This is a genomic window from Microbacterium sp. NPDC056736, from assembly GCF_042790415.1.
Classification (GTDB): Bacteria; Actinomycetota; Actinomycetes; order Actinomycetales; family Microbacteriaceae; genus Microbacterium.
The window spans coordinates 16,923-29,782 of sequence record NZ_JBHTZE010000007.1 but is presented as its reverse complement, the minus strand read 5'-3'; the positions used below and the strand labels follow the sequence as shown (position 1 = coordinate 29,782).

Here is a 12,860-nt window from a genome sequence, read left to right as displayed (position 1 = left end):
GCAGGCCGGGTGCTACACGCGGACGAGCTGCGGCCCGGCCTCGAGCGTGCGCTCGTACTCCCGCTGCGCCTCGATGTTGAGCTCGGTGACGCGCTTGCCCCGCGACGCCACCCAGGCGCCGAACCAGATGGTGAGCTCGCGGCCGATGACGAACGCGGCGATGGCGAGCGGCGCGAGCAGCTCCGCGCCGATCAGCTCGGCGCCCTCGCGGGCGGTGAGCTCCCAGAACGGCGCCTGGAACAGAGCCCCCAGAATGTGCCCGCCGTACGCGGCGATGCCCACGAAGATGCCGAAGATGACCCACGCGCCCCAGCGGCCGCGGTTGATGATCGCGCCGAGCAGCCAGAAAGCGATGAAGAACACCACGGTCGGAATCCACAGCGACCATGTGGCGAGCGCCTCCAGGGCGGCGGTCCCCACGTTCTGGATCGTGACGTCGCCGGTCACGGCACCGAAGCCGAGCCAGGCGGCGAGGTACAGGACGGCGAAGGCGAGCGCGGCGAGCAGCCCGATGGCGGCGGCCGCCGCGCGGTTTCCGCGCGGCCGCGGCGCCTCGGGCGCCTGCACGAAGATCGGCTGCGGGGCCGGCGCGGTCGCCCGCTCGTCGACGACGGGCTCGCTGGGCGTCACGACGGGCGCGGCCACAGCGGTCGGCGCCGAATCGGCGGCCGGCGCGGCGGTGTGGGAGCGGTAGTCCAGGGACGCCGCCTCCGGCGTGTCCCACGGGTCGGGCTCGGCGTCCTTCGGCGCGGCGGCGGTCGAGGCGGAGGCGGCCGGCGCGAGGCCGGCGTCCGTGGTCCGCTCGGACGAGGAGGCGAGGTCGTCGCCGCCCTCGGCGCCACGGGCGTCGGCGGAGGAGTCGGTGGCCGAGGCGTGCACGGCGTCGTCCTCGACGACGGCGCCGCGGCCGGCGGCCTCGGCTTCGGCGAGGCCCTCGTTGGCGCGACCGACGACGTCGTCGACGCCGCGAGGCTCATCCACGGGCTCGCCGTAGGTCGACTTGGGGTCACTCATCGCAGGCACTCCTCACGCAGGGCTGATCCCCGCAGAGGCAGAGTAGCCCGGGGCGGCGCGCATCCCGGGGAGGCGTGCCGTGCGTGTGCGGCGATTGGGTCGCGGCACGGCCGAGGCCCGGCGCGGTGCGGGGGGACCGCGGGACGGATGCCCCTACCCTGGCACCATGGCACCCCGGGCGACACGCGCCGCCGCAGCGGCGGCATCCGTCGTCTGTCTCGCTGCACTCGTCGCCTGCGCACCGGATCCGGGACCCGCCGGCACGGGCGCCGCCCGCAGCCCCACCGCCGCCGGCTCGCCCGCGGCGACCCCCACGCCGTCGGTCGCCGGGCGCGCCGAGATCCCCGACGACTGCCGGGCCATGCTGACACCGGGCGTGCTGTCGCAGCTCGAGGGGGTGCCGCTCAACGACCCCGCGTTCGGATCGTCCGGCCCGCAGCCCGGCGGCGGCCTGATCTGCGTGTGGCGCGACCCCGCCGCCGACACGACCGGCCTCATCACGACGATCACCTACATGTCGCGCGGCCCGGCGCTGGACATGCTCAACCAGCTCGTGGCCGAAGAGGGGTACGCCTGCTACACCCCGGTCGGCGGCACCCGATGCGAGAAGACCTGGCAGAACGAGACGTACCCGGTCACCGACGGGCGCACGCTGTTCTGGCGCGATGACATCCTCATCGACACCGTGTACTCGAATCTCGCGCCGAGCGGGTACACGGACGCCGTCGTGGCGAGCATCTTCCGCTGAGCCGGGTCATCCCCACACGGTGCGGTCCAGGCGCGGGCCGTAGTCCTCGGGGTGCCAGCGGGACGCGACGCTGACCAGCCACAGCCCGTCTCGGAGGGTGTGCTCCTCGAGGACGGCACCGTCCTCGCGGGTGCAGGTCAGCTGCTCTCCCGCGCGGCACGCGTAGCCGTCGCCCGAGAGCGCGGCCTCGGCGATCGACGAGGCCTCCGGGTCTATCTTCGCCAGCGTCGTGACGATCTCGCCGTCGTCGAACCGCCACGTGCAGGTCACGAGCACCTCGGGCGACGCCGCATCGGCGAATGCCGTCGCGGACGTGGCCGCCGGCGCAGCCGACTGGTCCAGGAGCGACCCGGGTCGCCACATGAGCTCGTTCCACAGGTCGTCCGCGTACAGCGTGCGGCAGTCGATCGCGGCCCCGCCCGCGGCCTCCTGAGCAGGGGTGAGCGCGGGCGTGGCCTGCGGCTGCGGGGACGTCGCGGCGCGCAGCGTGTCGCCCACCCAGGCGACCGCCACGGGGATCATCGGGAGCGACAGCCACACCAGCACGCCCAGCACCGCGGCGCACACCAGTCCCACGGGCACCGCGATCCACGAGTTGCGACCACCGACGCGCGCCATGGACCCCACCTTTCGACTCCACGGTAAGCCGGGGACGCGGATGCCGCGGCGCGGCGCGCGAGGAGCCCCGAGGATGCCCTGACCAGCGGCGGGATCGGCGTGAGCGCCGTCGACCTCTGCCGCCTCGAGGACGGGTCGGAGCGGCGGCGCGCGGGCAGGACAGGATACCCGTCATCCCCCCAGGTCTCCACCCCCTCGTCGCGGGGCACCGATCCGACGGACGGTATACGCCACGGCGGATCCCCCAGGACCGGCAGGCAGCCGGCCCGACGCCGCACGTGAGATGGAGGAGCAGCATGTCGACTTACGACACCGACCCGTACGCGAACCGGAGCACGAGCTCGGGCCAGGGCACCACGGGCTCGGGAGACATGAAGGAGCGCGCCGTCGAGACCGTCGCCGAAGTGGACGCAGGGGCGATGCACGTCGCCGGTGTCGCCGGCGAGGAGGTCAAGGGCGTGGCCCAAGACACCAAGCGCGCCGCACGCGGATTCCTCGACGAGACCCGCGCGCAGCTGTCCGACCAGGCATCGACCCAGCAGCGCCGCGCCGCGGGCGCGCTGCGCGGCACGAGCGACGAACTGCAGGGACTCGCCTCGGGCACCGCGACGGGCTCCGGCGGGATGGCGACCAGCGCCGTGCGCGCCGTCGGCGAGCAGACCCGCCGCGTGGCCGACTGGCTGGAGCAGCGCGAGCCCGAGGATCTCGTCTACGAGGTGCGCTCGTTCGCCCGCCGGCACACCGGTGCGTTCCTGACCATCGCGGTCGGGGTGGGCGTGATCGCCGGACGCCTCACCCGGGCGCTCGTCTCCGAGGCCCGCGACGGCGACCGGACCACCGGCACCGCCGGCACGACGTCCGGTCGGCAGCCGGCTCTCGTCACGGGCGCGCCCGCCGGATCGGCCGGCCTGGGCGGCGCCACCGCCGGCGCAGGCACCGTGGGCGCCACCGGTCTCGAGGGGGACACCCCGATCGGCGACGCTCTCGCGAGCGACCCGCTGACCGGCGACCCGCTGACCGCGGGTGCGGATCCGGCAGTGACCGGCGGCGCCGGCGACCAGTGGTCCACCACGGGAGAGGAACGACGATGACGGACATGCCCACGCCGTCTCAGCAGAAGGCGTCCGAGACATCGCTGGGCGACTTGGTGGGCGAGGTCTCGCGCGACCTCTCCATCCTCATGCGCAAGGAGCTCGAGCTGGCCAAGGCCGAGCTCTCGGAGTCGGCCAAGCGTGCCGGCAAGGGCGCGGGCCTCATGGGGGGCGCCGGGTACGCCGGGAGCATGGCGGTGCTCTTCCTCAGCATCGCCCTCTGGTGGGGGCTCGGCGACCTCATCGACAGCCTCGGGTGGTCGGCGGTCATCGTCGCCGTCCTCTGGGCGATCGTGGCCGCGATCCTCTTCGCCGTCGGGCGGAGCCGGCTGAAGTCCGTGCAAGGGGCTCCGCAGACGGTCGAGACCGTCAAGGAGATCCCCGACGCGCTCAAGAGAAATCAGGAGAACCGATGATGAGCAACCCAGAACAGATCCGTGCCGACATCGAGGTGACCCGCGACGAGCTCGGACGCGATGTCGACGCGCTCGCCGACAAGGTGTCGCCCCCGAAGATCATCGAACGGAAGAAGACGCGGATGCGCCAGATGCTGGGCGACGTGAAGGGCCGCGTCATGGGCGTGGCCGACGACGTCGGCGGCTCGGCGTCCTCCACCGGCCACGCGGTCGGCGACAAGCTGGGCGCCGCGGGGGACGCCGTGAAGGACCTCCCGCACAAGGCCAGGCAGTCCGCGCAGGGGACGCCGCTCGTGGCAGGCCTCGTGACCGCGGGCCTCGGGTTCCTCATCGCGAGCCTCATCCCCGCGACCGATGCCGAGCGGCGCTTGAGCACCCAGCTGCGCGACCAGGCGCAGCCGTTCGTCGACAAGGCCGTGGACAAGGCCAAGGGTGCCGCCCAGGAGGTCGCCCAGAACCTCAAGGAGCCGGCGAAGGACGCCGTGCAGGAGGTCAAGGAGTCCGCCACCGCGTCCGCCGAGACCGTCAAGGACGAGGCGCAGCACACCGCGGCGCGGGTCAAGGAGAACGTGGGCGGCGGCGGGTCCAGCGGCTCGCAGACGCCCACGACCCAGTATCCGACCGGACAGGGCCTCGGCTGAGGCATCCGTCCTGATCCGAGACAGACGAAGGGCCCCGGCTGATGCCGGGGCCCTTCGTCTGTCACCTCGGTGACGCGGATCTCGATACGGCGCTGGAGCGCCTACTCGATCTAGACCCGCCTCGCGTCAACGCTCGCTGGCGCTCGCATTGACCCGAGTCGCGTCTAGTTGTAATCGGTGGTGAAACCGTCGGTGGAGAAGCTGTCGAAGTCGACGTAGCTCAGGTCGGCGTCGGTGTACGCGCCGTCCGAGGCGAAGATGCGGTTGGGGTACCGCTCGGACTTCGCCTCCTCCGTCGCCTCGACCGAGACGTTGCGGTACTTCGCAAGCCCGGTTCCGGCGGGGATGAGCTTTCCGATGATGACGTTCTCCTTGAGGCCGACGAGCGGGTCGCTCTTGCCCTCCATGGCCGCCTGCGTGAGGACGCGGGTGGTCTCCTGGAACGACGCGGCCGACAGCCACGACTCCGTCGCGAGCGACGCCTTCGTGATACCCATCAGCTCGGGACGACCCGACGCGGGGCGCTTGCCCTCGGCCACGGCCTCGCGGTTCATGTTCTGGTAGCGCTTGAAGTCCACCAGCTCGCCCGGGAGCAGCGTGGTCTCACCGTGGTCGACCACGGTGACCTTGCGCAGCATCTGACGGACGATGACCTCGATGTGCTTGTCGTGGATCGGCACACCCTGCGAGCGGTACACGCCCTGGACGCCGTTGACGAGGTACTTCTGCACCTCGCGGGCGCCCTGCACGCGCATGACCTCCTTGGGGTCCAGCGTGCCGACCTGCAGCGGCTGACCCACGGTGACGTGCTGACCGTCCTCGACCAGAAGCGTCGCGCGCTTGAGGACCGGGTAGACGTGCGGCTCGTCGCCGTTGTCGGGCGTGAGGATGACCTTCTTCGACTTCTCGGTCTCGTCGATCGTGATGCGGCCGTCGGCCTCGGCGATCGGTGACGCGCCCTTCGGGGTGCGGGCCTCGAACAGCTCCTGCACGCGGGGAAGACCCTGCGTGATGTCGTCTGCCGACGCCGAACCACCGGTGTGGAACGTACGCATCGTCAGCTGCGTGCCGGGCTCGCCGATCGACTGGGCGGCGATGATGCCGACCGCCTCGCCGATGTCGACGATCTTGCCGGTCGCGAGCGAACGGCCGTAGCACTTCGCGCAGACACCGACGGCCGAGTCGCACGTGAGCACCGAGCGGACCTTGATCGACTCGACGCCCGCCTCGACGAGCTTGTCGATGAGCACGTCGCCGACGTCCTCACCGGCCGAGGCGACGACGTCGCCCGACGGGCTCGTGGCGTCCGCCGCCAGCGTGCGGGCGAACACCGAGTTCTCGACGTTCGCGTCGCGCACCAGGGTGCCGGTCGAGTCGAAGGCCGCGATCGTGAACTCGAGGCCCTTGGTCGTGCCGCAGTCCTCCTCGCGGATGATGACATCCTGCGAGACGTCGACGAGACGACGGGTCAGGTAGCCCGAGTCGGCCGTACGGAGGGCCGTGTCGGCCAGACCCTTGCGGGCACCGTGCGTCGCGATGAAGTACTCCGCCACCGACAGACCCTCGCGGTACGAGGAGATGATCGGACGAGGGATGATCTCACCCTTCGGGTTGTTCACCAGGCCTCGCATACCCGCGATGTTGCGGATCTGCAGCCAGTTACCACGGGCGCCCGACGACACCATGCGGTTGATGGTGTTGTCCTCGGGGAAGTTGTCGCGCATGGCCTTCTGGACCTCGTCGGTCGCCTCGGTCCAGATCTTGATGAGCTCCTGACGACGCTCGGCGTCGGTGGTGAGACCCTTCTCGAACTGACCCTGGACCTTCGCGGCCTGCTTCTCGTAGCCCGCGACGATCTCGGCCTTGTTCGGCGGCGTGAGGATGTCGCTCAGCGCGACGGTCACACCCGAGCGCGTGGCCCAGTAGAAGCCGGCGTCCTTGATGCGGTCGAGGGATGCCGCGACCTCCACCTTCGGGTACTCCTCGGCCAGCTTGTTCACGATCTGCGACAGCTTGCCCTTGTCCGCCTGCTCGCGCACGAACGGGTAGCCCTTGGGGAGCGTGTCGTTGAAGATCGCCTGGCCGAGCGAGGCGTCCACGAGACCGTGGCGCTCGTAGCCCTCGGGAGCCTCGCCCTCGAGGAAGGCCAGACCCGGGATGCGGATGCGGACCTTCGCCTGCAGGTCGAGGGTGCCCTCGTCCTTGGCCAGGATGGCCTCGCCGACCGACCCGAACACGCGGCCCTCACCGGCGGCGCCCTCCTTGACCGTGGTCAGGTGGTGCAGGCCGATGATCATGTCCTGCGAAGGCAGGGTGACCGGGCGGCCGTCCGACGGCTTGAGGATGTTGTTCGAGGCGAGCATCAGGATGCGGGCCTCGGCCTGGGCCTCGACCGACAGCGGCAGGTGCACGGCCATCTGGTCGCCGTCGAAGTCCGCGTTGAACGCGGCGCAGACGAGCGGGTGCAGCTGGATGGCCTTGCCCTCGACGAGCTGCGGCTCGAAGGCCTGGATGCCGAGGCGGTGGAGCGTCGGTGCGCGGTTGAGGAGCACGGGGCGCTCGCGGATGATCTCCTCGAGCACGTCCCACACCTCGGGACGCGTGCGCTCGACGGCGCGCTTGGCCGCCTTGATGTTCTGCGAGTGACCGAGGTCGATCAGGCGCTTGATCACGAACGGCTTGAACAGCTCGAGCGCCATCTGCTTGGGCAGACCGCACTGGTGGAGCTTGAGCTGCGGGCCGACGATGATGACCGAACGGCCCGAGTAGTCCACGCGCTTGCCGAGCAGGTTCTGACGGAATCGGCCCTGCTTGCCCTTGAGCATGTCGGACAGCGACTTCAGCGCACGGTTGCCCGTGCCCGTGACCGGGCGGCCGCGGCGGCCGTTGTCGAACAGCGCGTCGACGGCCTCCTGCAGCATGCGCTTCTCGTTGTTGACGATGATCTCGGGGGCACCGAGGTCGATGAGGCGACGGAGGCGGTTGTTGCGGTTGATCACGCGACGGTAGAGGTCGTTGAGGTCGGAGGTCGCGAAGCGGCCACCGTCCAGCTGCACCATCGGGCGCAGCTCCGGCGGGATCACCGGGACGACGTCGAGCACCATCGAGGCGGGGCTCATGCCCGTCGCCAGGAACGAGTTGACGACCTTCAGGCGCTTGATCGCACGGATCTTGCGCTGGCCCTTGCCCTCCGAGATCTGCAGGTGGAGGCTGTCGGCCTCTGCCTGCAGGTCGAAGCTCTCGAGGCGGCGCTTGATCGACTCCGCGCCCATGTGGGCCTCGAAGTACTGACCGAAGCGGTCCTGCAGCTCGTGGAAGATCTCGTCCTCGCCCTTGAGCTGGCCGACCTCGAGGTTGCGGAAGTCGTCCCACACCTTCTCGAGACGCGTGACCTGGTCATCCGCGTTCTTGCGGATGGCGGCCATCTCCTTCTCGGCGGCGTCCTTGACCTTCTTCTTCTGGTCGGCCTTGGCGCCTTCCTCCTCGAGCGCGGCGAGCTCCTCCTCCAGCTTCTGGAGGCGGGCGGCCACACGCGCGTCGCGGCGGTCGGCGAGCGTCTTCAGCTCGAGGCGGATGTTGCTCTCCTGCGTCGCGAGGTCGCGGTGGCGCGCCTCCTCGTCGACCGAGATCACCATGTACGCGGCGAAGTAGATGACCTTCTCGAGGTCCTTCGGCGCCATGTCGAGCAGGTACCCGAGGCGCGAGGGCACGCCCTTGAAGTACCAGATGTGCGTGACGGGCGCGGCCAGCTCGATGTGACCCATGCGCTCGCGGCGCACCGAGGACTTGGTGACCTCGACGCCGCAGCGCTCGCACACGATGCCCTTGAAGCGGACGCGCTTGTACTTGCCGCACGCGCACTCCCAGTCACGGGAGGGGCCGAAGATCTGCTCTCCGAAGAGGCCGTCCTTCTCGGGCTTCAGGGTGCGGTAGTTGATGGTCTCGGGCTTCTTGACCTCACCGTAGGACCAACGACGGATGTCGTCGGCTGTGGCCAGGCCGATGCGAAGCTGATCGAAAGTGGTTGATTCGAGCACTGGTTCTCCTGTGTCGGAAATTCGTTCGTTACCTGGCGCGCTTAGATCTCGTCGATCGACGACGACTCGAAGCGGCTGGAGATGTTGATGCCGAGCTCTTCGGCGGCGCGGAACGCCTCGTCGTCGGTGTCGCGGAGGTTGACCGACGTGCCGTCGGCCGAGAGGACCTCGACGTTCAGGCAGAGCGACTGCATCTCCTTCATGAGCACCTTGAACGACTCGGGGATGCCGGGCTCCTGGATGTTCTCGCCCTTGACGATCGCCTCGTAGACCTTGACGCGGCCGAGGATGTCGTCGGACTTGATCGTGAGGAGCTCCTGGAGCGCGTATGCGGCGCCGTAGGCCTCGAGCGCCCACACCTCCATCTCACCGAAGCGCTGACCGCCGAACTGCGCCTTACCACCGAGCGGCTGCTGGGTGATCATCGAGTATGGGCCCGTCGAACGCGCGTGGATCTTGTCGTCCACGAGGTGGTGCAGCTTCAGGATGTACATGTAGCCGACCGAGATGGGAGCCGGGAACGGCTCGCCGGAGCGGCCGTCGAACAGCTGCGTCTTGCCCGACGAGTCGATCAGGCGCTCGCCGTCGCGGGTGAGGTTCGTCGAGTCGAGCAGACCCGCGATCTCCTCCTCGAACGCGCCGTCGAACACCGGCGTGGCGACCTTGGTGCCGGGAGCGGCCTCGCGCGCGCCCTCGGGCAGGCGTGCCGCCCACTCGGGGTTGCCCTCGACCTTCCAGCCCTGCTTCGCGACCCATCCGAGGTGGGTCTCGAGCACCTGGCCGAAGTTCATTCGCCCGGGGATGCCGAGCGGGTTCAGGATGACCTGGACCGGCGTGCCGTCCGCGAGGAACGGCATGTCCTCGACGGGGAGGATCTTCGCGATGACGCCCTTGTTGCCGTGGCGGCCGGCGAGCTTGTCGCCCTCGGTGATCTTGCGCTTCTGGGCGATGTAGACCACGACGCGGCGGTTGACGCCCGAGCCGAGCTCGTCGTCGCCGTCCTCCGCGTTGAACTCCTTGACGGCGATGATCGTGCCCTGCTCGCCGTGAGGCACCTTCAGGGACGTGTCGCGGACCTCGCGGCTCTTCTCGTTGAAGATCGCGCGGAGCAGGCGCTCCTCGGCCGAGAGCTCCGTCTCGCCCTTCGGCGTGACCTTGCCCACGAGGATGTCGCCGGGACGCACCTCGGCGCCGATGCGGATGATGCCGCGCTCGTCGAGGTCCTTCAGCAGATCCGGGCTCACGTTGGGGAGGTCACGGGTGATCTCCTCCTTGCCCAGCTTCGTGTCGCGGGCGTCGACCTCGTACTCCTCGATGTGGATCGAGGAGAGGGTGTCGTCCTTCACGAGGTCCTGGCTGAGGATGATGGCGTCCTCGAAGTTGTGGCCCTCCCACGTCATGAACGCCACGAGGAGGTTCTTGCCGAGGGCGAGCTCGCCGTCCTCGGTCGCGGGACCGTCGGCGATGACCTCGCCGGCCTCGACGCGCTCGCCGGCCGAGACCACGACGCGCTGGTTGTACGAGGTGCCCTGGTTCGAGCGGTCGAACTTGCGCAGGAAGTAATCCTGCGTGCCGCCCTCGTCCAGCTGCACCGTCACGACGTCCGCCGAGACCTCGACGACCACACCGGCCTTGTCGGCGATCACGACGTCACCGGCGTCGATGGCTGCGAAGCCCTCCATGCCCGTGCCGACCACCGGCGACTCCGAGCGCAGCAGCGGCACGGCCTGGCGCTGCATGTTGGCACCCATGAGCGCGCGGTTGGCGTCGTCGTGCTCGAGGAAGGGGATGAGCGAGGTCGCGACCGACACCATCTGGCGCGGCGAGACGTCCATGTAGCCGATCTCCTCGGCGTGGAACAGGTCGACCTCGCCGCCCTGGCCGCGACGGGCGAGGACGCGGTCCTGCGCGAAGCCGCCGTCGGCCTTCAGCTCGACGCCGGCCTGCGCGACGATGTAGTCGCTCTCCTCGGAGGCGGTCAGGTAGTCGATCTGGTCGGTGACCTTGCCGTCCACGACACGGCGGTACGGCGTCTCGATGAAGCCGAACGCGTTGATGCGCGCGAACGAGGCGAGCGAGCCGATCAGGCCGATGTTCGGGCCTTCCGGGGTCTCGATCGGGCACATGCGGCCGTAGTGCGACGGGTGGACGTCGCGGACCTCGACGCCGGCGCGCTCACGCGACAGACCGCCGGGGCCGAGAGCCGAGAGGCGGCGCTTGTGGGTCAGGCCCGCGAGCGGGTTGTTCTGATCCATGAACTGCGACAGCTGCGACGTTCCGAAGAACTCCTTGATCGCGGCGACGACGGGGCGGACGTTGATCAGGGTCTGCGGCGTGATCGCCTCGATGTCCTGCGTGGTCATGCGCTCGCGGACGACGCGCTCCATGCGCGACAGACCCGTGCGGACCTGGTTCTGGATCAGCTCGCCGACCGCGCGGATGCGACGGTTGCCGAAGTTGTCGATGTCGTCGATGTCGAGGCGGATCTCCGCCTGCTTTCCACCGCGCACGCCGTCGAAGGTCACGTCGCCGCGGTGCAGGCGGACGAGGTACTTGATCGTCGCGACGATGTCGTCGACCGTCAGCACCGAGTCGGTGAGCGGCTTGTCGACACCGAGCTTGTGGTTGATCTTGTACCGGCCGACCTTGGCGAGGTCGTAGCGCTTCGGGTTGAAGTAGAAGTTGTCCAGCAGCGCGCGGGCGGCCTCGGCGGCGACCTGCTCGCCCGGACGGAGCTTGCGGTAGATGTCGCGGAGCGCGTCCTCCTTGGTGAGGATCGTGTCCTTCGAGAGCGTCTCCTCGATCGAGTCGAAGCCGGCGAACTCGGCGAGGATGTCCTCGCTGGTGAGGCCGAGGGCCTTGAGGAACACCGTCACCGACTGCTTGCGCTTGCGGTCGATGCGGACGCCGACCTGGTCGCGCTTGTCGATCTCGAACTCGAGCCAGGCGCCGCGGGACGGGATGACGCGCGCCGACACGATGTCCTTGTCGGACGTCTTGTCGGGGGTCTTGTCGAAGTAGACGCCGGGCGAACGGACGAGCTGCGACACGACGACGCGCTCGGTGCCGTTGATGATGAACGTGCCCTTGTCGGTCTGGAGCGGGAAGTCGCCCATGAAGACCGTCTGGGTCTTGATCTCACCGGTCTGGTGGTTCATGAACTCGGCCTCGACGTAGAGCGGGGCGGCGTACGTCTTGCCGCGCTCCTTGCACTCCTCGATGGAGTACTTCTCGGGCTCGAGGTAGGGGTTCGTGAACGAGAGCTGCATCGTCTCGCTCAGATCCTCGATCGGCGAGATCTCCTCGAAGATCTCCTCGAGTCCCGAGACTTCGGGGACGTCGGTGCGGCCGGCGGCCTTCGCCTCGGCGACGCGGGCCTTCCAGGCCTCGTTGCCGACGAGCCAGTCGAAGGACTCCGTCTGCAGCGCGAGAAGGTCGGGGACCGTCAGCGTGTCGGAGATCTTGGCGAACGAGAGGCGGGATGCTCCGCGTCCGTTCTTAGGGGTGGTGGTGGGGTTGGATGCGTTGCGCGCAGCAGCCAAGGGGATTACCTCCGTGGGCCCGTGTCGGGCTCGTTTCCTTGTCGTCAGGTGGAGTGCTCAGTCGTCCCCGAAGCCCGCGCGGCACTCCTCACGTGAACGAGAGGGGGCGCAGGCACAGCCGACCACCATATGAGGGCAGGGGGAATCCAAGAGCGCAAAGACCAACTATACGTCGCATGACGCGCCGTGTCCACTCGGATTCTTGAAAACTTCCGGATGCTGCGGTATAAGCCCGGGAGGACGCGGGACGGCCGCCCTTCCCCGCAGGGAAGGACGGCCGTCGGCGCGGACTGCTCACCCCTCCGGCGGCGCCTCCATGTTGCCGCGGCAGGCCATGCCCGGGTTGAAGCCGGCGACGTGGGCGTTCACGCCCGGGCCCTTCATGAAGATGCCGAAGCTCTGCACGCCCTTGTAGCCGTTCTTCTGGTTGCCCCGCTCTGCGAGCATGTCGTCGTCGAAGGCGGGGTTGTAGAACGGCGAGTCCATGGGGTTCTCGATCGAGTCGATCGTGTCCTGCCCCGAGAAGGCGCACTCCGACGAGGCGTTGCCCGCCCCCGGAATGGGATCGCCGTTCCCGTTCACCTCACCGGCCATCGCGGCTCCGCCGCTTCCCAGCACCAGCCCGATCGCGACGACCGCGCACGCCAAAGACTTCCTCATAGGTTTCCCCTCCCAGTTGATCTCGCCCGACGAACCCCAGGTCCGAGCGGCCGGCGTCCACTCCGACGCCGTATTCGCCGGACCATACTCCTG

At 69.3% G+C, this 12,860-nt stretch carries 9 protein-coding genes; 4 read left to right on the top strand and 5 right to left on the bottom strand.

The genetic code is table 11. The features are described 5' to 3' along the window. Positions 1–12: 12 nt before the first annotated feature. Positions 13–1,014: an ABC transporter gene (locus ACFRAL_RS13900; RefSeq protein ID WP_378883909.1), complete on the bottom strand. Its 1,002-nt coding sequence runs from the start codon at positions 1,012–1,014 to the stop codon at positions 13–15. A 166-nt stretch (positions 1,015–1,180) separates the two neighbouring features. Here ACFRAL_RS13900 and ACFRAL_RS13895 point away from each other — a divergent pair, with 166 nt between their 5' ends. Next, positions 1,181–1,762 (top strand): hypothetical protein, encoded by a 582-nt coding sequence (locus ACFRAL_RS13895; RefSeq protein ID WP_378883907.1) that lies wholly within the window; start codon positions 1,181–1,183, stop codon positions 1,760–1,762. Positions 1,763–1,768: 6 nt separating this feature from the next. Here ACFRAL_RS13895 and ACFRAL_RS13890 read toward each other — a convergent pair whose 3' ends face one another. After that, on the bottom strand, positions 1,769–2,380 hold the full coding sequence (locus ACFRAL_RS13890) for a hypothetical protein (RefSeq protein WP_378883904.1): 612 nt from the start codon (positions 2,378–2,380) through the stop codon (positions 1,769–1,771). A gap of 296 nt (positions 2,381–2,676) precedes the next feature. Between ACFRAL_RS13890 and ACFRAL_RS13885 the strand changes: the two genes are divergently transcribed. Genes ACFRAL_RS13885 through ACFRAL_RS13875 form a run of 3 tightly spaced genes read left to right on the top strand, consistent with a single transcriptional unit; the run spans position 2,677 to position 4,528 of the window. Beyond that, positions 2,677–3,471 (top strand): hypothetical protein, encoded by a 795-nt coding sequence (locus tag ACFRAL_RS13885; RefSeq protein WP_378883902.1) that lies wholly within the window; start codon positions 2,677–2,679, stop codon positions 3,469–3,471. Next, positions 3,468–3,887, top strand: a complete 420-nt coding sequence (locus tag ACFRAL_RS13880; protein ID WP_336393556.1) for a phage holin family protein — start codon at positions 3,468–3,470, stop codon at positions 3,885–3,887. Before ACFRAL_RS13885 ends, ACFRAL_RS13880 begins: the two co-directional genes overlap by 4 nt. Then, on the top strand, positions 3,887–4,528 hold the full coding sequence (locus ACFRAL_RS13875; protein ID WP_336393557.1) for a DUF3618 domain-containing protein: 642 nt from the start codon (positions 3,887–3,889) through the stop codon (positions 4,526–4,528). Before ACFRAL_RS13880 ends, ACFRAL_RS13875 begins: the two co-directional genes overlap by 1 nt. Before the next feature lie 164 nt (positions 4,529–4,692). Here ACFRAL_RS13875 and rpoC read toward each other — a convergent pair whose 3' ends face one another. From rpoC to ACFRAL_RS13860, 3 genes are all read right to left on the bottom strand, one after another. Beyond that, a complete protein-coding gene (gene rpoC / locus ACFRAL_RS13870) occupies positions 4,693–8,565 on the bottom strand; it encodes a DNA-directed RNA polymerase subunit beta' (protein ID WP_336393558.1) in 3,873 nt (1,290 codons plus the stop codon). A gap of 41 nt (positions 8,566–8,606) precedes the next feature. Next, positions 8,607–12,107, bottom strand: a complete 3,501-nt coding sequence (gene rpoB, locus ACFRAL_RS13865) for a DNA-directed RNA polymerase subunit beta (RefSeq protein WP_378883897.1) — start codon at positions 12,105–12,107, stop codon at positions 8,607–8,609. Between the two features lie 294 nt (positions 12,108–12,401). Continuing rightward, positions 12,402–12,767, bottom strand: coding sequence for a hypothetical protein (locus ACFRAL_RS13860; protein ID WP_378883894.1), 366 nt, complete (start codon positions 12,765–12,767; stop codon positions 12,402–12,404). Positions 12,768–12,860: the final 93 nt, after the last annotated feature.

Bases quoted from the DNA above. Each gene is read 5' to 3' on its own strand.
- ACFRAL_RS13900 (WP_378883909.1), bottom strand. From the start codon at position 1,014: ATGAGTGACCCCAAGTCGACCTACGGCGAGCCCGTGGATGAGCCTCGC.
- ACFRAL_RS13895 (WP_378883907.1), top strand. From the start codon at position 1,181: ATGGCACCCCGGGCGACACGCGCCGCCGCAGCGGCGGCATCCGTCGTC.
- ACFRAL_RS13890 (WP_378883904.1), bottom strand. From the start codon at position 2,380: ATGGCGCGCGTCGGTGGTCGCAACTCGTGGATCGCGGTGCCCGTGGGA.
- ACFRAL_RS13885 (WP_378883902.1), top strand. From the start codon at position 2,677: ATGTCGACTTACGACACCGACCCGTACGCGAACCGGAGCACGAGCTCG.
- ACFRAL_RS13880 (WP_336393556.1), top strand. From the start codon at position 3,468: ATGACGGACATGCCCACGCCGTCTCAGCAGAAGGCGTCCGAGACATCG.
- ACFRAL_RS13875 (WP_336393557.1), top strand. From the start codon at position 3,887: ATGAGCAACCCAGAACAGATCCGTGCCGACATCGAGGTGACCCGCGAC.
- ACFRAL_RS13860 (WP_378883894.1), bottom strand. From the start codon at position 12,767: ATGAGGAAGTCTTTGGCGTGCGCGGTCGTCGCGATCGGGCTGGTGCTG.